Origin of the sequence: Actinomadura monticuli (assembly GCF_041463655.1) — a bacterium.
GTDB lineage: Bacteria > Actinomycetota > Actinomycetes > Streptosporangiales > Streptosporangiaceae > Spirillospora > Spirillospora monticuli.
This window is the reverse complement of sequence record NZ_JAXCEI010000002.1, coordinates 395,957-415,934: the sequence shown is the minus strand read 5'-3', so window position 1 is coordinate 415,934 and position 19,978 is coordinate 395,957. Positions and strand designations below refer to the sequence as shown.

Here is a 19,978-nt window from a genome sequence, read left to right as displayed (position 1 = left end):
GACGGTAGGGGCCCCGGCTGGAAGATCACTCGAAGCGGCGCGGGTGCCGTGCGCGGCGGGCCCGTGCCGATTCGAGCGCGCGACGACCCGCCGGTCCCACAATCCGTCCCATGAGCGGCCTGATGGAGACCGAGGTGCTGATCGTGGGGGCCGGGCCGGTGGGCCTGACCGTGGCGGTGGAGCTGACCCGCCGCGGCGTGCCCTGCCGCGTGGTGGAGGAGCGCCCCGCCCCCCGGGACAGCACGCGCGGCTGCACCGTCTACCAGCGCACCCTGGAGGTCTTCGACGCCATGGGCCTGCCGGTGGAGGAGTACGCCGCCGAGGGCGCCCGGATGGCGCGGCGCGTCTACCACCACTTCGGCGAGGAGATCGGCACGGTCGACATGGCCGAGCCGCGCAGCGACCACCCGTATCCGCTGGTCGTCGGCCAGAACGTCACCGAGCGGTACCTGGAGCGGCGGCTCGCGGACATGGGCGTGCCGGTGCAGCGCGGCACGTCCGCCGGCGCGGTGACGCAGGAGAAGGACGGCGTCACCGTCGCCCTGCGCCACGCGGACGGGCGGCGGTCGGTCATCCGGGCCGCCTGGGTGGTGGCCGCGCAGGGCGCGGCCAGCGGCGTCCGCGACTCGGTCGGCGTGGCGTGGCGGGAGTGGCGCCGGTTCACCGGCCTGCGGATGCTGCAGATCGACGCGCGCGTGCGGCTGCCGTTCGCCCTCGCGCCGGACGAGGCCCACCTGTTCTTCGGCGCCGGCGGCCACGTGGGCTGCGTGCCGCTGCCCGGCGGGCGGCACCGGGTCTTCGTCGTCCGGCGCGGCGCCGAGGACGGCGCCGAGCGCGGCGACCCGGCGCCCGCCGAGATCGCCGCCGCCATGGCGCCGCTCTGCGGCGTCGACGAGGTCGGGCTGGAGGACGGCCGGTTCGCCTGGCGGGTGCGGCTGCAGAACCGGTTCGCCGACCGGATGCGCGCCGGGCGCGTGCTGCTGGCGGGCGATTCGGCACGGGTCTTCGCGCCGGTGCACGCGCAGGGGATGAACACCGGCGTCCAGGACGCCTTCAACCTGGGCTGGAAGCTGGCCGCGGTGGCCGGGGAGGGCGCCCCCGAGACGCTCCTGGACACCTACGAGGCCGAGCGGCGCCCCGTCGCCGAGGAGCTGCTCGGGCGCACCGAGCGGTCGCTGGACTTCGGCGTCCAGGAGGCGCCCGACCGGGACGAGCTGCTCGCCGCGATCGCGGTGAACCGGCCGAAGCGCACCCAGCTCGCCATCGACTACCCGGACTCCCCGCTCACCCGCGACCTGCTCGGCGACGCGGCCGGGCCGCGCGCCGGCCGGCGGGCCCCCGGCCGGTGGGAGGGGCACTGGACGCTGCTGGTGCTGCCCGGCCCCCGTCCGGACCGGCGGGTGATCGGCCGGCTCATGACCGGGCTCGACCCGCGGGTGGAGGCCATCGTCGACGTCGACGGCGCGGCGTCGTCCGCGCTGAACGCCGGGCCGGACGCCGCCGGCATCCACCTCATCCGGCCGGACGGCCACATCGGACTGCGCGGCGGGCTCGAACACGCCCCGCAGGTCGCCGCCTACCTCGACACCGTTCTCGGCCCAGTACCGCCCCGCACCCGATCCACGGCCTAGGAGATCGCCCATGCCCGCCTTGAGAGCCCTGAACGTCCTGACCGCCGCCCTCGCCGTCGCGGTGCCGCCGGCGGCGGCGGCCGCGCCGGCCGCCGCCGCGAGCGTCGCCGCGGCCCCGTCCCGCCCGCCGTCGATCCCGGTCGAGGTGACCGGCGACGGGTTCTGCGCGCCCGGCCCGAACGTCCGCCCGGCGGGCCCGCTCACCTTCCGGGTGAGCACCCCCGACGCGGCGGGGCGCTGGTGGGCGCTGATGCGGCTGCGCGGCGCGGCGACGATGGACCAGGTCCGCCAGGAGTTCGCCGGCAGCTACTCGCCGGACCCGACGGTGTCGCTGCCCGCGCTGCGCGCCATCTACCGGGATGTCGACTTCCGCGGCGGCGCGTCCGTCACCCCGGACGCGCCGGTGTCGGTCACCTCCGACTTCGAGGCGGGCACGTACTACATGTCGGACACGGCGCTGGAGGGCGCGACCGACGGCTGCGGCACCGGCCTCACCCACCTGCAGCGCTTCCGCGTCGCCGGGCACCCGCGCTCCACGCCGCCGCCCCGGGGCGGCACCGTGATCGAGGCGCGGACCACCGCCGGCGGCGGGCAGCGGTTCGACATGCCCCGGTCCTGGCCGTCGCACGCCTCCGTGGTGGTGCGCAACCGGGCGGAGCAGCCCCACGAGGTCATCATCGTCGGGGTGGCCCCGGGCACCGTGGACGCGGACGTCCTGCGCTATTTCGACGCCCTCCGGAATGGCGACACGAGCGTTCCGAACCCGTTCGGCGCGACCGTCGGCGGGATGCTGGCCATTTCTCCGGGCCGGACCGCGTCATTCCGCATCGACCTGACCCCGGGACGCTACGCCGTGCTGTCCTTCGTGCGTAATCCCCAAACCGGGGTGAAAAGCGCGTTCGAGGGGATGTTCACGACCGTGACGGTCCGCTGATAAACCCTCTCCGCGGCCGGTCGAGCATGGCTCGAGCGGCCGCGTGCACGATCGACCAAGCCATTTCCGAAACGCAGCCGAAAGGTGGCTCCATGTCCCTCGATCACGCCTCCGAGCAGGTACAGCGGCTCAGCCGGATCGTCTTCCGCCCGTGGGAGCCGCAGATCATCTGCGCGTTCGTGCGGTTCGAAATGGCCGACCGGCTGGCCAAGGGCGGCAGAACGGTCGCCGACCTCGCCGGGGAACTCGGCGCGCACCAGGACTCGCTCGGCCGGTTCCTGCGTTCCGCCGTCGTCCTGGAACTGCTCGAAACCGCCGACGGCGACACGTTCGCCATCACCGAACTCGGCCGGCTGCTGTGCTCGCCCGAAGCCGGAATGCGCAACATCGTGATGATGAACTTCACCCCCGGCATCTGGAACCGGGCCGGCCGGCTGCACGAGACGGTCATGACCGGAAAGACCGTCCTGGACGACGCGGGCGAGGACCTCTACGACTACTACCGGCACAACCCGGTCGAGCGCGCCTGGCACGCCGCGGCCATGGCCGACCTCGCGGGCGACGCGGGCGCCGCGATCGCCGAGCACCACGACCTCGGCGGCGTCTCCACGATCGTGGACGTCGGCGGCAGCCTCGGCGTGCTGCTGTCGCGGCTGCTCGAAGGGGCGCCCGGCGTCACCGGCACGGTGTTCGACCTGCCCGGCATCGTGGAGAGCGGCCGCGAGTGGGCCGCGAAGACGCCGGTGGCGGACCGGCTGTCGTTCGTCGGCGGCAGCTTCTTCGAGGACACCCCGCCCGCCGCCGACCTCTACCTGCTCAAGCAGGTGCTCTGCGACTGGGGCGACGAGGACTCGGCGCGGATCCTCGACTTCATCCACCGCGGCGCCCCCTCCGGCAGCCGGCTGGTGGTGATCGAGTGGATGCGCCCGGACGGGCCGGAGCCGTCGGAGTACGACAGCATGAGCCTCGGCCTCCAGACCGTCACCGGCGGCCGGGTGCGGACCGAGCGCGAGTTCGTCGGGCTGCTGGAGGGGGCCGGGTTCAAGTTCGAGTCGACCGTCACCGTGCCGAGCACGCTGCTGCCGCGGCCGTGGAACCTGATCCAGGCGATCCGCCCCTAGCGCCTCACGGTTCGGCAGTCCGTTCGGGCGCGACTTGACCGCGGCCGGTGTCACCAGTTCCATGGGGAGAGAACGCGGAATTCTCTCCGAGATTTCCGGACTCATTGGGACAAAGCCGAGGAGAATCCTTCGATGTCCGATCCGAAACCGTCGTGGTCCGCCTCCGGAGTCGTGGACGCTCCGCCCAAGGAGGTGCTGAAGGCCCTGGTTCGCACCCTCAAGGAATCGGGTGTGGGTGAGGTGACCGTGAACGAGGCGGAACGGCGCGTCTCCCTCCAGGGCGACTGGTGGTACCGGGGCGAGCACATCGTCAAGGACCACGACGGCGGCAGTCTCATCCAGTACACCGTCTACAACATCGCCTCCGGGGCGACGCGCTGGATGGTCCCGCTGGTGGCGCCGAACAAGGGAAAACTGCGCGAAGGCTTCCAGGAACTGCTCCGCGGCCTCGGGCAGAGCCTGCGCGCGGGGGCGCGTTACCGCGGCAAATAACCGCATTCGCATCATCAGTCGGTGAAATAGCGGGCCGCGCGATAGCTGGCGCCAGCCAATTGCCGCGCGGCCGAGGAAACCGGTGATCCTCGACCTCCCCTTGAGCGAGCGGCCAGCGCCGCCGTCCACGATGGCGGCGTTCCACTCGACAGCGGGAGGTCGGCTCATGAAGGCGCTCGTGCTGTGCGGCGGACATGGGACGCGGCTGCGTCCCATCACGCACACATCGGCCAAGCAACTCGTTCCCATCGCCAACAAGCCCGTCCTGTTCTACGGCCTGGAGGCGCTGCGCGACGCGGGCGTCGAGGACGTCGGCGTCGTCGTCGGCGACACCGCCGAGGAGGTGTGCCGCGCGGTCGGCGACGGCTCCCGGTTCGGCCTGCGGGTCACCTACATCCGGCAGGAGGCGCCGCTCGGCCTCGCGCACGCCGTGCTCATCGCCCGCGACTACCTCGGCGACGACGACTTCGTCCTCTACCTCGGCGACAACTTCCTCCTCGACGGGCTGACCGGCGTCATCGACGGGTTCCGCCGCGACCGGCCGGACGCGCGGCTGCTGCTCACCCCCGTCGCCGACCCCGGCTCCTTCGGCGTGGCGGAGCTGGACGCCGACGGCCGGCTGACCGCCGTCGAGGAGAAGCCGGAACGGCCGCGCAGCGACCTCGCCATCATGGGGGTGTACCTGTTCACCCCCCTCGTGCACGAGGCGGTGCGCTCGATCAAGCCGGACCCGCGCGGCGAACTGGAGATCACCACCGCGATCCGCTGGATGCTGGAGCGGGGGACGCGGGTGACGTCCCACATCGTCCACGGCTACTGGAAGGACACCGGGCGGGTCGAGGACATGCTGGAGTGCAACCGGCTCGTCCTGGAGTCGCTGGAGACCCGGATCGACGGCGAGGTGGACGACGCCACCGAGATCACCGGACGCGTCGTCATCGAGGCGGGCGCCGAGGTCACCGGGTCGCGGCTGGTCGGCCCGCTGATCGTGGGGGAGGGGGCGGTCGTCCGCGGCAGCTACCTCGGCCCCTTCACCTCCATCGGGCCCGGCTGCGTGATCCGCGACACCGAGGTGGAGTTCTCCATCGTCATGGAGCGCTCGTCGGTGCTCGGCGTGCCGCGCATGCGCGACTCCCTCCTCGGCAAGGACGTCGTCATCACCCCCGCCGCCGGCCAGCCCCGCGCGCACCGGTTCGTCGTCGGCGACCACAGCCGGGTCCGCCTCGGCTGACCCGGCCCCATCCCGCCGCCCACCGCCGGTCCAGCGAGCCTCTAGCGGCCGCGTGTGCGATGGCGGCACGTTCCCACTCCGCCTTGGAGGTCCACCATGCCGTACGCGGCGATCACCTACCGGGTCAAGCCGGGATGCGACGACGAGCTGGCGGAGATATTCGCCGGCTTCAAGCGGGTCGACACCCCGGACATGCGCGACGAGAACGGGGAGACCGTCGGCCGGCTGCTCGGCACCGCGGTCTTCGTGAAGGACGAGTTCATGGTCCGCGTCATCCACTACGAGGGCGACTTCATCGCCATCGCCCGGCACATGGCCGCCCAGCAGGGCGTCCACAACCTGGAGGAGAAGCTCGGCCCGTACCTGACGCACCGGAAGCCCGCCGAGACCCCGGAGGAGTTCAAGGAGAACTTCCGCAACGCGATGATGCGCTGCGTATCCCAGCTCTCGGTGGAAACGCACCCGGCCGGCAGTTGACGCGAGGCTCGTAGAGGGGAGCCCAGCGCATGGACATCCTGCCTGCGATCGTCGGCCCGGTCGGTGTGTCCGCCGCCCCGCCGCCGGCGGATCTCGAGCCCCCGTCCGGGTTGCGCTTCACGGTGCTCGGGCCGCTGGAGATCCACGACGGGCTGCGGATCCGCACGCCCCGCGCGCACAAGCTGCGGGTGCTGCTGGCGCTGCTCCTGGTGCGGTGCAACACCGTCGTGTCCACGGACACGCTGATTTCGGAGCTGTGGGGCGAACGCCCGCCGCGCACGGCGCTCAAGGCGCTGCGGGTGTACGTCTCACAGCTGCGCCGGGCGCTGGCGGCGCTGCCCCCGAACGACCAGCGCCCGTCCATCGTGACCCGCGATCCCGGCTACCGGCTGGAGATCGACGACGGGACGCTCGACCTCGTCCGGTTCGAGCGGCTCTGCGAGCTGGGCCGGATGGCGGCGGACGAGGGCCTCCTGGAGCGCGCGCTGCGCTACTACCGCGCGGCCACCGGGCTGTGGCGGGGGCCGGCGCTCGTGGACGTGCGCTCCTCGTCCGTCCTGGAGGGCGTGGCGCTCAGCCTGGAGGAGGCGCGGATCTCCGCGCTGGAGCGCCGCATCCGGCTCCAGATCCGGCTGGGCGGGCACGTCGAGGTCATCGGGGACCTGCGCGCCCTGGCCGCCGAGCATCCGCTGCACGAGCGCGTCCACGCGCAGCTGATGGTGGCGCTGTACCTGGCCGGGCGCAGGGCTGACGCCCTGGCGACGTTCCGCGCGCTGCGCGAGTCCTGTGTCAACGACCTCGGCGTCGAGCCGAGCCACGACCTGCAGCTGCTGCACCGGTCGATCCTGGAGTCCAACGCCGAGTCCCCCCGCCACTGGGAGGCGTGGATCGCCTAGCGCGCTCGCCTAGCGGCGCGTTTTCCCGCGACTGGCCGCTGCTTTATCCCCGGCTGAGACGCTCGACGGCGTGAGCCACTCAGGATCACGCGGGGAGTGGCGCCGGACAGAGGAGCGGCACCATGGATTTCGGTCTCAAGGGACGGCACGCGGTGGTCACCGGGGGGACCCGGGGCATCGGTCGCGCGATCACCCGGGCGCTGCTGGAGCAGGGCGCCTCGGTCACCGTGTGCCACCGTCAGGAGAACGCGGAGGCGGACGCCCTCCGCGCGGAGTTCGCCTCGCGTGAGGCGTCGGCGCGGCTGGTCCGCGCCGACGTGTCGCGGGAGGCGGACGCGCGGCTGCTGCTGGAGCGCGCCCGCGACGCGTTCGGCGCCGTGGACGTGCTGGTCAACAATGCCGGGATCATCAGCCATCTGCCGCTGGCGGAGATGGCGGAGGACGAGTGGGCGCGCGTCGTCGACACCAACCTCGGCGGCACCTACCGGATGATCCGCGCGTCGCTGGACGGGCTCGCCCGGCCGGCGTCGATCGTCAACATCACCTCGGCCGTCGCCAAGCACGGGATGCCGAACGCGTCCCACTACGTGGCGTCCAAGGCCGGGATCATCGGGCTGACCCGCGCCCTGTGCAAGGAGCTCGGCCCCGAGGGGATCCGGGTCAACGCGATCACCTGCGGAATCATCGACGACACCGGGCAGGCGAACCCGAACGGCGAGGAGGGCAAGCGGCGCTACGCGGGGATGACCGCCCTCGGCCGGCTCGGCGAACCGGCGGAGGTCGCCGACGCCGTGCTGTTCCTGGCCTCCGACGCGGCCAGGTACGTCACCGGCGCCGTCCTGGACGTCGACGGCGGGATCTAGGAGGTGACGACCATGGTCCGTGCCGTGCTCACCATGCTCGTGCGCGAGGGCTGCGAGGCCGCGTTCGAGGACATCTGGAGGCGCGCGATGAGGGACACCCAGCCGCGCGGCAGCCTCGGCCAGGCGCTGACCTGCGATCCGCAGCAGCGCCGCCAGTACACCATCACCGGCGACTGGGAGAGCCGCGAGGCGCTGCGGGCGTTCGAGAGCAGCGCCGAGCGCCGCTCCATGTCCGCCGCGTTCGAGCCGCTCCGCGAGTCGGCCAGCAAGCAGGTCCTGGAGATCATCGCCCGCGTCTGACCGGGCGGTCAGAGAGGAGACGTGACAGCCATGACGTTCCGCATCGTGGTGCGTGCCACCCCCCGCGAAGAGGACCGGGAGAAGTTCGAGGCGGCCTACCGGCAGGTGACCGAGACCGTGCGCGGCACGCCCGGCCACCTGCACGACGAGCTGCTGCGCGACACCGAGGACGGGCGGACCTACATCCTGCTGGCCGAGTGGGAGAGCGAGCAGGCGTTCCGCGCATGGGAGGACCATCCCCGGCATCTGGAGATGGCCGCGCCGATGCTGCCGTACTGGGGCGACGACGGGGTCGAGCGGCGCATCTTCGAGGTGCGCGCCCGGCTCGACAGCGTGTGACCGCCATGGCGGCGGTGCGCAAGGCCATAGTCGTGGGCGCGGGGATCGGCGGTCTGACCACGGCCGTCGGGCTGCGCCGGGCGGGTGTGGAGACCGTGGTCCTCGAACGCCGCTCGGCCCCCGGGCGGCTGCTCACCGGCGGCGGCTTCATGCTGTGGCACAACGCCCTGCTCGCGCTGCGCGAGCTGAAGCTGGACGAGCGGGTGGCCGAGGCGGGCGTGGAGATCGTCTACCACGAGTTCCGGTCCGACCGGGGCCGCCGGCTGGCCCGCTGGGACATCGCCCCGGAGGCCGAGCGGTACGGCGCCCCGGCGCTCGGCCTGCGCAGGTCGGCCCTCAACACGGTGCTGATGGACGCGGCCGGCGACGACGTCCTGCTCGGGCGGCGCTGCGTCGGCTTCGAGCAGGATCCGGACGGCGTGACGGCGCGCCTGGAGGACGGCTCCGAGCTGCGCGCCGACGTCCTGATCGGCGCGGACGGCGTCCGCTCGACGGTCCGCGACGTCCTGCGGAAGGGGCACGACCTGCCGCTGCGGTACGCGGGCTACACGGCCTGGCAGGCGATCACCCGGCTGCCGGGCGAGGACGTGGTGCCCACCGGCACCTTCTTCAACCTGTGGGGACGGGGCGGGCTGCGCTTCCTGTACATGCGGCTCAACCCGGAGGAGGTGTACTGGGACGCCATCACCGCCGACAGCGTGGGCGCCTCGTTCGACATGCTGGCCAAGGACCGGCGCGAGGTGATGGCCGAGGCGTACCGGGACTGGCCCGACCCGGTGCCGCGCATCCTCGCGTCCACCGAGGAGGACGCGATCCTGCCGATCGACATCTTCGACCGCCCGCCGGACCGCGGCGGGGGCTGGGGCAAGGGCCGCGTCGTGCTGCTCGGCGACGCCGCGCATCCGATGACCCTCAACCTCAGCCAGGGCGCCGGCCAGGCGATCGAGGACGGTGTCGCCCTCGTCCGGCTGCTGAGCGAGCACGAGCGGGTGCCCGCGGCGATCGCGGCGTTCGAGGACCTGCGCCGCGAGCGCGTCGACGGGATGACCGGCACGGCGTGGTCGATCGGCGCGATGGGGCGCTGGCGGAGCCGGGCGCTGTGCGCCGGGCGGGACCTGTTCATGCGCGCCTTCTTCGACGGCAAGGGCCGCCGGGAGAGCTACGCCCAGATGATGGACGTGCGGTTCTGATGGCCCCGGACGGCGTGGTCGACGTGCTCCTGGCGGTGTTCCTGCTGCTGTCGGGGGTGCTGGCGGGTGTGCTCTTCGCGGTCGAGACGGCGATCGTGCCGGTGGTGGCGGTGCTGCCGGCGGACCGCTACGTCCAGGTGCACCGGCTGCTCGACCGCCGGTTCGACCCGATGATGCCGCGGGTCAACAAGGTGGCGCTGGCGGTCTGCGCCGCGCTGGTGGTGGTCGCGGACGGCGTCTGGCCGCGGGTGGCGGTCGGCTGCGCGGGGCTGTGCGTCGTCGGGGTCGCGGTCGTGTCGGAGGGCTGGAACGTGCGGATGAACCGGGTGATCGACGGCTGGGATCCGGCCGCGCCCCCGGCGGACTGGCCGGGCGTGCGGGCGCGGTGGGCCTCGGCCAACCGCGCGCGCACGCTGCTGGCCGCCGCCGGGTTCGGCGCGGCGATCGCGGGGGCGTCGCTGGTGTGGTGACCGGGGCCGGTGTGGTGAGGGCGCTCGTGTGCTGACCGGTGCGGCGGCCGGCCCGGAGGCACCGTCCGGACGGGGCGTCGTCGCAGGTCGGACATAGTTTCCAGCCAGGTAGTGGCGACCGATCTCATACATGTAGACAATAGCCATGTTTACTGTCCGGGCCCTGTTCGGCCTCCGACCGTCCGATGTCCCGATCCCGACCGCCCGATGACCGAGAACCTGGAGGTTCCCCGATGACGAGGTTGCTGGCACTGCCCGCCGGCCGCCGGACGAAATGGATCGTCCTGGTGGGCTGGCTGGTGATTCTCGCCGCGTCCGGGTCGTTCGCCGGCAAGCTGTTCAGCGCGGCCGAGAACGACCGGATCGAGTACCTGCCGAAGAGCGCCGAGTCGACCGCCGTGCTGCAGGCGCAGGAGGCGTTCCCGCAGGGCCAGGTCATCCCGGCGATGATCGTCTATCAGCGGGACGGCGGGCTGACCGCGGCCGACAAGGAGCGCGCCGCGGCCGACGCGCAGCGGCTCACCAAGGAGTTCGCGCCGCACGCCACCGCGCAGCGGCCCCAGGTGTCCAAGGACGGCAAGGCGGCCCTGTACACGGTGCCGCTGGCCGCCACCGGCGACGAGCAGGAGGGCGAGGTCATCCTCGACGCCGTCGACGGCATGCGCGAGCGGCTGGGCGAGGGGAGCGGCGGCCTGGACGTCAAGGTGGCCGGGCCCGCCGGGCTCGGCGCCGACGAGTTCCTGATCTTCCGGGACATGGAGTTCACCCTCCTGCTCATCCCGGTCCTCGTGGTCGCCGTCCTCCTGCTGCTCATCTACCGCAGCCCGGTGCTGTTCCTGGTGCCGCTGTTCAGCGTCTTCGCCGCCAACCAGGTCGGCAGCGCGATCGTGTACGGGCTGATCAAGGGGCCGGGACTGGCGGTCAACTCGATGGCCGTCAGCGTGCTCAGCATCCTGATCTACGGCGCGGGAACCGACTACGCGCTCCTGCTGATCGCCCGGTACCGGGAGGAACTGGCCCGGCACGAGGACCGGCACGAGGCCATGCGGGTGGCGCTCCGCCGCTCCGGCGGCGCCATCGTCGCCTCGGCCGGCACGGTCGGCCTCGGCCTGCTCTGCCTGTTCGTCGCCGACCTCAACTCCACCCGCTCGCTCGCCCCGGTCGGCGTGCTGGCCGTCGGCTCCGCCGTCGTCGCCATGATGACGCTGCTGCCCGCGCTGCTCGTCATCTTCGGCCGCTGGATCTTCTGGCCGCGCGTCCCGCGCGCGGGCGAGGCCCCGCACGCCTCCCGGGCGTGGACGCGGGTGGGCGCGCTGGTCGGCTCCCGTCCCCGCGCGGTGTGGTCGGTGACGGCGCTGGCGCTCGCCGCGTGCGTGCTCGGACTGCTCTCGTTCAACGTCCCGCAGCAGACCCGCTTCACCGAGACGCCCGACGCGGTCAAGGGCCAGGAGCTCATCTCCGCGCACTTCGCCGCGGGCGCCGGCAACCCGGTCGACGTGATCGCCAACGCCGGGCAGGCCGACGCCGTCCGGCAGGCCGCGCTCGCGGCCGGCGCGACCTCCGCGCAGGAGTCCGGACGGGCCGGCGGCACGGTCCAGATGCAGGTCACGGTGGCGGCCGAGCCGGAGACCGCGGCCGAGCGCGACGCGGTGAAGCGGCTGCGCGACCGGCTGCACGCCGTGCCCGGCGCGGACGCCAAGGTCGGCGGTCCCGCCGCGATCGAGGTGGACATGATCAAGACGATCCAGCGCGACTCGCTGCTCACCATCCCGCTCGTGCTGGTGGTCATCCTCGTGGTGCTGTGCCTGCTGCTGCGCGCCTTCACCATGTCGGTGCTGCTGATCGCGACGGTGGTGCTGTCGTTCGGCGCCGCGATGGGCATCTCGACGGCGGTCTTCGAGCACGTCTTCCACTGGACCGGCCAGGACGCCCAGCTCCCGCAGATCGCCTTCGTGTTCCTCGTGGCGCTCGGCGTCGACTACAACATCTTCCTGATGAGCCGGGTCCGCGAGGAGACCAAGCGGCACGGGACGCGGCAGGGCACCATCAACGGCCTGGTGTCCACCGGCGGCGTCATCACCTCCGCGGGCATCGTGCTGGCCGCCACCTTCAGCGTCCTGGTGACCCTGCCCGTCGTCGGCTTCGCCGAGCAGGGCTTCGTCATCGCGCTGGGCGTGCTGATCGACACCTTCATCGTGCGGTCCCTGCTCGTCCCCGCGCTCACCTACGACCTCGGCGACCGGCTGTGGTGGCCGAGCGGCCTGGCCCGCGGCCGGGTCGAGCGGCCCCGCGCACCCGGACGCGAGCTGGCACCCGAGCAGAGAGGCTGACACGGTGACGAGCGAAACGACCGACCGCGGGCGGGCGGCGGACGGCGGGTCCGGCTGGAAGGGCGAGCCCGGGGACACCTCCACGCTGCTCGGCCGCCCGGCCGTCGGATACCTGGACGCCGCCGCCGACACGCTGGGCACGGTCAAGCGGGAGATCCTGCGCCGGCTGGGCGCCGAGCCCGGCCGGCGGCTGCTGGACGTCGGCTGCGGCAACGGCACCGACGTCCTGGAGATCGCCGGGCGGGTCGGCCCGTCCGGCGAGGCCGTCGGCGTCGACGTCAACGAGCGGGCGATCGAGGAGGCGCAGGCGCGCAGCACCGGCACCGGCGTGCCCGCGTCCTTCCTGACCGCCAGCGCCTACGCCCTGCCGTTCCCCGACGGCCATTTCGACGGCGTCCGCTCCGAGCGGATGGTCCAGCACCTGGCCGACCCGGCGGGCGCGATCGCCGAACTGGTGCGGGTGACGAAGCCGGGCGGGCGCGTCCTCGTCGCCGATCCCGACCACGGCATGTGGGCCCCGGACCTGGACGACCGGGACGCCACCCGCACCGTGCTGACCTGGTGGTTCGACAACATCCGCAACCCGTGGATCGGCCGCCGGCTGTCCGGGCTGCTGCGCGCGGCCGGGCTGCTGGAGGTGCAGGTGAAGCCCATGCCCGTCGTGCTGGACGGGATCGCCGCCGCCGACGGGCTCACCGGTTTCAGCGACGCCGTCCGGCGGGCCGGGGAGGTGGGCGTGCTGCCGCCCGACCGCGTCCGCGCCCTGACCGACAACATCGCCGAGCGGGAGGCCGACGGCGGGTTCCTGATGTACGGCGTGATCATCCTGGCCGAGGGCCGGAAGGAGGGGTGAGGATGCCGGACGCGGAGCCCGGCTCCGACCGGGCGGCCGGCCGCTACGCCGGCGCCGTCGACGCGGCGCTCGACCGGCTGGCGGACGTCGGGTTCGAGTTCGGGCCCGACTTCGCGATGCACGCGCCGATGGCGGCCGAGGCGCTGGTCGCGCTGGACTATCCGGACGTGGTGCCGTCCTGGATCGAGCTCAACCTCCAGCGGCGCCGCTCCTACGCCCCGCCTCCGCCGATGGAGCCGATCCCGGACGGCGACCCGCTGGCGCGGCGGGCCGCGCTGGGCGACTACCGCCGCGTCACCGACTGGGTCGCCTACTTCGACCGCCGGCTCGCCGAGCGGCCGTGGCGGGACGTCGTCGTCGAGTGGTGGCCGGTGCTGCTGGACGGGGCGTTCGCCGCCTTCACCCACGGGCTGATCCGGACGGCGCACGCGGTGCGGATGCTGCGCACCGCGCCGGAGCCGAGCCCGCTCCAGCTCGCCGAGCTGGCGCGCGGTCTGGCGTACTGGGCGGCGCGCTTCACGCCGGTCCGCGGGCCGGGCGCCGGGGCCGGGGAGATCCCGGTCACGCTGGCCACCCGGGTCCCGGTCGAGCGGGTCGGGGCCGCGCTGAGCGAGCTGACCGTGGTGAACGCCGGCCTGTACGCCGAGTTCGCGCCCCGCCCGCCGGTCCCGGCCGTGCACACGGTCACCGCGCCGGCGGCCGTCCGGCTCGTCCTGCCGATCCTGCCGGACGAGCTGTGGCCGCCCACGTACGCCGCGGCCGAGGCGCTGGCCGCGCAGGTGTGGGCGGTCTCGCGCGGCTTCTCCGGGCAGGGCGCGCCCCTCCCGGAGGGCGACCCGCCGGCCGTGGACGCGCTGGTCGAGGACGCCGTCGAGATCGGCGAGGAGCACGCCATCAAGCTCGCCGAGGCGTGCCGGCGCGAGTTCGCGCTGCGTCCCGACCCGCGCTACCTCGCCGCGGCGCAGACCCTGAACGTCAACTGCCGGCACGGAGGAGGACTCTGATGGCAGCCACGCCCGACATGACGATGATGCTGGTGACGCACAACGCGTTCCGCCGCGACCTGGGCCACCTGACCGACGCGGCCGAGCGCCTGGACGCCGGCGACGCCGGCGACTTGGGCCGACGGGAGGCGGTGGGCCTGGGCTGGGCCACCCTGAAGGCCATGCTGATCAGCCACCACGAGGGCGAGGACCGGTACATGTGGCCGCGGATGCGGGCCGGCCTGCACGGGCGCGCCGACGACCTCGCCGTCCTGGACGCGATGGAGGCCGAGCACGACCGGATAGATCCGCTGGTGGCGGCGGTGGACGACGCGCTGGCGCGGTCCGGGGAGAACGGCACCAGGCTGGCCGCGGCGGCCGGGGAGTTCCGCGCCGAGCTGGACCGGCACCTCAAGCACGAGGAGGAGGAGGCGCTGCCGCTGGTCGCGGTCGCGATGTCGCCCCGCGCCTGGGACCGGTGCCTGGCGGACATGCGCGGCAACGGGCTGGCGGCGCTGCGCAGCGCGCCGGAGTTCTTCCCCTGGCTGCTCGGGGAGGCGTCGGCCGCCGACCGGGCGGCCGTGCTGCGCAGGGTCCCGCCGCCCGTGCGGCTGCTCTTCCAAAAGGTGTGGCTGCCCCGTTACACGAGGCAGCCACGCTGGTTGTGAGCCGGGTGTGCGGCCCGCCGGTCAGCCCGCGGTCGGCGGGCCTCCCGCAGGCGGGCCGCCGGGGCCGCCCGGACCACCGGGACCGCCGGGACCGCCGGGGCCACCGCCGGGGGGACCGGGGATGATGCCCAGCTGCCGCATCATGCCGATGTCGTCGCGGACCGCCCAGTGCTCGGCGATCCGCTCACCCTCGAACCGGATCATGTGCAGCTGCCGCACCTCGACCCGCTTGCCGGTGCCGGGCAGTCCGGAGCCGGGCAGCGGCCCCTCGTGGGTGCCCCGCATCGTCAGCCGGAACGCCACGTAGTCGCCCTCGCCGATGACCTGCTCCACGTCGTAGTCCAGGTCGGGGAAGGCCCGGCGGGCCTGCTCGGCCACCGCGAGCACCCGCGCCGGCCCCCGCTCGGGCGCCCCGCTGTTGTCGGTGTAGTCGGCGGTGTAGGTCTCGTTCGCCAGCTCCGCACCGGCCTTTCCGCGGAGAATGTCGAGCGACTTCACAAGGATTTCCTTATTTCTTTCCTCGCGACTTTGCCCTGCCATTTTTCCTCCATTCGAGGAGCGTTCTCCGATATTGGTCAATAAAGACGCTAGGCTGCTTGTCCTTTTATTGTCAAGGCTTTGCCTGGACGGCCTTTCCCGCGCTTAGCCGCCGATTAACCGGAACTCGCGACACTGGGCTCGCGGCCCGCACGGGGCCCGCGTCACAGGAGGGGCGAGCATGGCCGAACGGTGGACCCCGGCCGACATCCCGGACCTGGCCGGGCGCACGGCGATCGTCACCGGCGCCAACAAGAACCTTGGCTTCCACACCGCGCTCGAACTGGCCGGCCACGGCGCGGACGTCACGCTGGCCTGCCGCCGCCGCGAGCGCGGTGAACGGGCACTGGCCGAGATACGGCGGCGCGTCCCGGGCGCGTCCGTCCACGTGGGCATCCTCGACCTGGCCGACCTGTCGTCGGTCGAGCGGTTCGCGAAGGAGTACGCCGCCGAGCACGCCGGCCTCGACATCCTGATCAACAACGCGGGCATCCTGGGCATCCCCAGGCTGCTCACCGCCGACGGGCACGAAATGCAGTTCGGCGTCAACTACCTCGGTCATTTCGCGCTGACCGGACGGCTGCTCCCGCTGCTGCGGGCGCGGCCCGGCGCCCGGGTGGTGAGCCTCAGCACCTGGGTCGTGAAAATGATGGGGAAGATCGATCTGGACGATCTGCAGAGCGAGCGCGCGTACGACAAGTTCAACGCCTACAACCAGGCCAAGCTGGCCAATCTGGTGTTCGCCCGCGAACTGTCCCGCCGGTACTCCGGGGACGGGCCGGTGGGCGTCGCCGCGCACCCCGGCTTCGCCGCCAGCGACCTCCAGTACACCGGCCCCCGGATGGAGGGCAGCCGGTTCCAGGAGGCGTTCTTCCGGATCCCCACCCGGCTGTTCGCCAAGCCGACGGCGATGGGCGCGTGGCCCTCGCTGTACGCGGCCTGCGCGCCCGGGGTGGAGCCGGGCGCCTGCTACGCGCCCACCGGCTTCGGCGAGATCTGGGGCCCGATCGGACGGGTGAAGACCCCCGCCAAGATCGTGGACCCGGAGCTCGGGCGGCGGCTCTGGGACATCTCCGAACGCCTGTCCGGCGTGTCGTACCAGCCGGCCCCGGCCGGCGCCGCGGCGCCGGAGGCCCCGGTGTCCGAGACGAAGGAGGGCTGACCATGGCGGACAACGCCCCCGCCGTGCCCGAGACCGCGGACCTGCGCGGCCGCGTGGCACTGGTCACCGGCGCGAGCAGCGGCATCGGCGCCGCCACGGCCCGCACGCTCGCCGCCCGCGGCGCGGCCGTCGCGGTCAACTACCACCGCGGCGAGGCGCCGGCCAAGGAGGTGGTGGAGGCCGTCGAGGCGGCCGGCGGGCGCGCGCTCGCCCTGCAGGGCGACGTGACCGAGCGCGACCAGGTACGGGACCTGGTCGAGCGCACGCAGACGGAGCTGGGCCCGATCGACGTGCTGGTCACCAACGCGACCGGCCTCTACGGGTTCGAGGTGAAGGTGGCCCCGTTCGCCTCGACCTCGGTGGAGTACTGCGAGTGGATCGTGCAGCGCCAGCTGCGGGCCCTGCTCAACCCCGTCGACCTGGTGCTGCCCGGCATGCTCGACCGCGGCCACGGCACGGTCGTCGCGGTCGGCGCGGCGCTGTCGCGCTCGCCCGCGCCCGGGTTCCTGCCGCTCAGCATGGCGAAGGCGGCGGTGGAGTCGGCCGTGAAGGTGCTCGCCCAGGAGGCGGGCCCGTACGGCGTGCGGGTCAACGGGGTGGGCCCGGGGCTGATCCTCACCCGGGTCGCCGACGGGCTGCCCGAGCAGGCGCTGCGCGCCAACGCGCAGCGCGCGGCCATGCGCCGCAACGGGGTTCCGCAGGACGTCGCGGAGGTGATCGCGTTCCTCGCGAGCGAGCCCTCCGGCTACCTGACCGGAAGTTACCTGATCATCGACGGCGGCACCGCGATGGTGTGAGCGGCCGGGAGGCGACGAACGTGAAGAAGCAGGCGAAGGAGCACGTCAAGGAGCACGTCAAGGAGACCGAGTGCGATGTCCTGATCATCGGGTCGGGCATCGCCGGGTCCATACTCGGGGCCATCCTCGCGGGCAACGGCGCGAGCGTCGTGCTGGTGGACGGCGTCCAGCATCCGCGCTTCGCGGTCGGCGAGTCGACGATCCCGCACTACCTGGTGCGGCTCGGCATGCTCGCTGCCCGCTACGGGATTCCCGAGATCACCACGCTGGAGAGCCTCAACTCGGTCGACAAGAAGATCGGCAGCACGTTCGGCATCAAGCGGCACTTCGCGTTCGTCTCGCACCGGCCGGGCGAGGAGCCCGATCCGCAGGAGACGATCCTGGCCGGGGTGCCGAAGGCGCTGTACAAGGCCACCCACATCTTCCGGCAGGACAGCGACGCCTACATGTTCCACGTCGCGATCAAGTACGGCTGCGAGCCGCGGCAGAACTGGCGCGTGGCCGACCTGGACCTTGGCGAGGACGCGGTGACGGTCACCGGGCAGAACGGCGAGCGCATCCGCGCCCGCTACCTGGTGGACGCGAGCGGATTCCGCTCCCCGGTGGCCGACAAGCTGGACCTGCGGGAGAACCCCACGCGGCTGAAGACGCACACCCGCTCCATCTTCACGCACATGTCGAACATGCCGCCGTTCGACCACATGGTGGACTGGCCGGCCGAGGACCGGCCGCCGCTGCGCTGGCACGAGGGCACCCTGCACCACACCTTCGACCGCGGCTTCTTCTGGATCATCCCGTTCGACAACCACGCCAAGTCGACCAACCCGCTGTGCAGCGTGGGCCTCGTGCTGGACACCCGCGTCCACCCCAAGCCCGACGACATGACCCCGGAGGAGGAGTTCTACTCCTACGTGAAGAGGTTCCCCGCGGTGGAGCGGCACTTCCGGGGCGCGCGGCGGGTGCGCGAGTGGGTGTCCACCGGGCGGGTCCAGTACTCGTCCAAGAAGACCGTCGGGCACCGGTGGTGCATGATGGCGCACGCCGCCGGGTTCATCGACCCGCTGTTCTCCCGCGGCATGTCCAACACCGTCGAGGTCATCGACGCCGTGGCGTGGCGGGTGCTGGAGTCGCTGAAGGACGACGACTTCTCCGAGGAGCGCTACGAGTTCGTCGAGCGGCTCCAGCAGGGCCTGCTGGACTACAACGACGACCTCTGCAACGTGTCGCTGATGGCCTTCCCGCACTTCAAGCTGTGGGACGCCATCTTCCGGGTCTGGGGATTCTCGTCCAACTACGGCGCGATGCGGCTGAGCCGCGCGCAGCTCCAGTACAACCTCAGCGGCGACGACCAGATCTACAAGGACCTGGAGGACGCGCCCAACGCCGGGTTCTGGTGGCCGGACAACGCGGAGACCAAGGCGATGTGGGACGTGATGGTGGAGACGGTCGAGAAGTTCGAGGTCGGGGAGATCTCGGCCGACGACGCCGCCGACATCGTCCTGCGCCAGGTCCTGGAGTCGGACCTGCCGCCGGCCGCCTTCGGCTACAAGGACCCGGAGAACCACAACCTGCACCCGACGACCCGGGACCTGGCCAAGTTCATGTACTGGGCGATCCGCTACGGGCCGCCCGCGGCGCGCGAGCTGGCGGCCGGGACCCTGCAGGCCATCGGCCGGGCCGCGCTCCGCCGCAAGAAGATCGCCTGACCCGTCCGGGCCGCGCCGTCCCCGCGGCCCGGACCCACGACCCGAACACCAGCGGAGGTAGCGGTCATGACGCACACACCCGGAAAGCTCGTCTGGCGCGACAGGACGCCGCCGGTCCGGTGGCAGGGCGAGGAGGGCCGGTTCCTGCTGCGCGCCGAGGACACCGGCGGGCTGTACTCGTTCTTCGAGGTCACCACGTCCCCCGGCGGCGGGCCGCCGCTGCACGTCCACGCGGCCGAGGACGAGGCCTTCTACGTCATCGAGGGCCGGTACGCCATCTGGCTCGGCGACGAGGAGCACGAGGTCTCCGCGGGCGGCCTCGTGTACGGGCCGCGCGGCGTGCCGCACAAGTTCCGCAACGTCTCCGGCGGCCCCAGCAAGCTGCTGGTCGTCGCCACACCCGGCGGCGTCGAGGGCTTCTTCGAGGGGCTCAGCGAGCTGATGGCGGGCGGCGGGCCGCCCGAGCCCGCCGCGATGATCGAGCTCGCCGGCCGCTTCGACGTGGAGGGGCTGGAGCCGGTCGGCCCGCCGCCCGGTGCCGGGCGTCCCGGCGCGGCCCGCCCCGCCGCCTCGTGAGCGCCGGCGAGGCGGGCAAGGAAATGGCTCGGCGCTGGCTCGTGGAGGGCTGGTGCGGCGGTGACCTCGCCCTGGCCGACCAGATCTTCGCGCCCGACTTCGTGCTGCGCGGCCGCCGCACCGGGCCCGACGGCCCCCGCGAGGCGGCCCGGCGGATCCGCGCCTCGTTCGCCGGCATGACCGTGGACGTGGACCTCCAGGTGGCCGAGGGCGACCGGGTCGTCACGCACTACACGGCCCACGGCCGGCACGTCGCCGGATACCGGGGCATCCCCCCGACCGGGCGGTCCGCGTCCGCCTCCGGCATCCAGATCTGGACGCTCCGCGACGGCCTCGTCGTGGCGGACGTGAACGTCTTCGACGAGTGGGGCCTGGTCTCCCAGCTCCGCTGACCTCCGTGCTCCCCGCCATCGGCGCAGCGA

General features: G+C 72.9%; 22 protein-coding genes. 21 read left to right on the top strand and 1 reads right to left on the bottom strand.

Annotated features, from left to right (window positions below; genetic code table 11):
• Window positions 1-110: 110 nt before the first annotated feature.
• The 16 genes from SM611_RS05420 to SM611_RS05345 all read left to right on the top strand — a co-directional run bounded on the left by SM611_RS05420 (window position 111) and on the right by SM611_RS05345 (window position 14,778).
• Window positions 111-1,631, top strand: a complete 1,521-nt coding sequence (locus tag SM611_RS05420; RefSeq protein ID WP_371947708.1) for an FAD-dependent monooxygenase — start codon at window positions 111-113, stop codon at window positions 1,629-1,631.
• 10 nt (window positions 1,632-1,641) lie between these two features.
• Complete coding sequence (locus SM611_RS05415; protein WP_371947706.1) at window positions 1,642-2,565, top strand: hypothetical protein; 924 nt, start codon at window positions 1,642-1,644, stop codon at window positions 2,563-2,565.
• A 92-nt stretch (window positions 2,566-2,657) separates the two neighbouring features.
• Complete coding sequence (locus SM611_RS05410; RefSeq protein ID WP_371947705.1) at window positions 2,658-3,686, top strand: methyltransferase; 1,029 nt, start codon at window positions 2,658-2,660, stop codon at window positions 3,684-3,686.
• Between the two features lie 132 nt (window positions 3,687-3,818).
• Window positions 3,819-4,178 carry a hypothetical protein gene (locus tag SM611_RS05405; RefSeq protein ID WP_371947703.1) on the top strand — a complete coding sequence of 120 codons (360 nt, stop codon included), beginning with the start codon at window positions 3,819-3,821 and terminating at the stop codon, window positions 4,176-4,178.
• A gap of 166 nt (window positions 4,179-4,344) precedes the next feature.
• Entirely contained in the window at window positions 4,345-5,409 is a 1,065-nt protein-coding gene (locus tag SM611_RS05400) for a glucose-1-phosphate thymidylyltransferase (protein WP_371947702.1), read from the top strand.
• A gap of 96 nt (window positions 5,410-5,505) precedes the next feature.
• The gene (locus SM611_RS05395; RefSeq protein ID WP_371947701.1) at window positions 5,506-5,886 is read left to right on the top strand and encodes a SchA/CurD-like domain-containing protein; all 381 of its coding nucleotides are present in this window, start codon (window positions 5,506-5,508) and stop codon (window positions 5,884-5,886) included.
• A 29-nt stretch (window positions 5,887-5,915) separates the two neighbouring features.
• Window positions 5,916-6,782, top strand: a complete 867-nt coding sequence (locus SM611_RS05390) for an AfsR/SARP family transcriptional regulator (RefSeq protein WP_371947700.1) — start codon at window positions 5,916-5,918, stop codon at window positions 6,780-6,782.
• Between the two features lie 122 nt (window positions 6,783-6,904).
• Window positions 6,905-7,645 (top strand): SDR family NAD(P)-dependent oxidoreductase, encoded by a 741-nt coding sequence (locus SM611_RS05385; protein WP_371947699.1) that lies wholly within the window; start codon window positions 6,905-6,907, stop codon window positions 7,643-7,645.
• A gap of 12 nt (window positions 7,646-7,657) precedes the next feature.
• Window positions 7,658-7,945, top strand: coding sequence for an antibiotic biosynthesis monooxygenase family protein (locus tag SM611_RS05380; protein ID WP_371947698.1), 288 nt, complete (start codon window positions 7,658-7,660; stop codon window positions 7,943-7,945).
• 30 nt (window positions 7,946-7,975) lie between these two features.
• On the top strand, window positions 7,976-8,284 hold the full coding sequence (locus SM611_RS05375) for an antibiotic biosynthesis monooxygenase family protein (RefSeq protein WP_371947697.1): 309 nt from the start codon (window positions 7,976-7,978) through the stop codon (window positions 8,282-8,284).
• 5 nt (window positions 8,285-8,289) lie between these two features.
• On the top strand, window positions 8,290-9,474 hold the full coding sequence (locus tag SM611_RS05370; RefSeq protein ID WP_371947695.1) for an FAD-dependent oxidoreductase: 1,185 nt from the start codon (window positions 8,290-8,292) through the stop codon (window positions 9,472-9,474).
• Window positions 9,474-9,944, top strand: coding sequence for an anthrone oxygenase family protein (locus SM611_RS05365; RefSeq protein WP_371947694.1), 471 nt, complete (start codon window positions 9,474-9,476; stop codon window positions 9,942-9,944). The genes SM611_RS05370 and SM611_RS05365 overlap by 1 nt, the downstream gene beginning before the upstream one ends.
• 233 nt (window positions 9,945-10,177) lie before the next feature.
• The gene (locus SM611_RS05360; RefSeq protein ID WP_371947692.1) at window positions 10,178-12,274 is read left to right on the top strand and encodes an MMPL family transporter; all 2,097 of its coding nucleotides are present in this window, start codon (window positions 10,178-10,180) and stop codon (window positions 12,272-12,274) included.
• Between the two features lie 4 nt (window positions 12,275-12,278).
• Entirely contained in the window at window positions 12,279-13,127 is an 849-nt protein-coding gene (locus SM611_RS05355; protein ID WP_371947690.1) for a methyltransferase domain-containing protein, read from the top strand.
• A gap of 2 nt (window positions 13,128-13,129) precedes the next feature.
• Window positions 13,130-14,131, top strand: a complete 1,002-nt coding sequence (locus tag SM611_RS05350; protein WP_371947688.1) for a hypothetical protein — start codon at window positions 13,130-13,132, stop codon at window positions 14,129-14,131.
• On the top strand, window positions 14,131-14,778 hold the full coding sequence (locus tag SM611_RS05345) for a hemerythrin domain-containing protein (protein WP_371947686.1): 648 nt from the start codon (window positions 14,131-14,133) through the stop codon (window positions 14,776-14,778). Before SM611_RS05350 ends, SM611_RS05345 begins: the two co-directional genes overlap by 1 nt.
• Before the next feature lie 21 nt (window positions 14,779-14,799).
• On the opposite strand, the gene SM611_RS05340 is transcribed toward SM611_RS05345, so the two are convergent.
• Window positions 14,800-15,276, bottom strand: coding sequence for an ester cyclase (locus SM611_RS05340; protein WP_371947685.1), 477 nt, complete (start codon window positions 15,274-15,276; stop codon window positions 14,800-14,802).
• A 220-nt stretch (window positions 15,277-15,496) separates the two neighbouring features.
• Here SM611_RS05340 and SM611_RS05335 point away from each other — a divergent pair, with 220 nt between their 5' ends.
• The 5 genes from SM611_RS05335 (at window position 15,497) to SM611_RS05315 (ending at window position 19,948) form a co-directional block, all read left to right on the top strand.
• Window positions 15,497-16,477, top strand: coding sequence for an oxidoreductase (locus tag SM611_RS05335; protein ID WP_371947684.1), 981 nt, complete (start codon window positions 15,497-15,499; stop codon window positions 16,475-16,477).
• Between the two features lie 2 nt (window positions 16,478-16,479).
• The gene (locus SM611_RS05330) at window positions 16,480-17,274 is read left to right on the top strand and encodes an SDR family NAD(P)-dependent oxidoreductase (protein ID WP_371947683.1); all 795 of its coding nucleotides are present in this window, start codon (window positions 16,480-16,482) and stop codon (window positions 17,272-17,274) included.
• Window positions 17,271-18,980 (top strand): NAD(P)/FAD-dependent oxidoreductase, encoded by a 1,710-nt coding sequence (locus tag SM611_RS05325; RefSeq protein ID WP_371947682.1) that lies wholly within the window; start codon window positions 17,271-17,273, stop codon window positions 18,978-18,980. Before SM611_RS05330 ends, SM611_RS05325 begins: the two co-directional genes overlap by 4 nt.
• 66 nt (window positions 18,981-19,046) lie before the next feature.
• On the top strand, window positions 19,047-19,556 hold the full coding sequence (locus SM611_RS05320; RefSeq protein ID WP_371947681.1) for a cupin domain-containing protein: 510 nt from the start codon (window positions 19,047-19,049) through the stop codon (window positions 19,554-19,556).
• Between the two features lie 23 nt (window positions 19,557-19,579).
• Window positions 19,580-19,948 carry an ester cyclase gene (locus tag SM611_RS05315; protein ID WP_371947680.1) on the top strand — a complete coding sequence of 123 codons (369 nt, stop codon included), beginning with the start codon at window positions 19,580-19,582 and terminating at the stop codon, window positions 19,946-19,948.
• The last annotated feature ends 30 nt before the right edge of the window (window positions 19,949-19,978 follow it).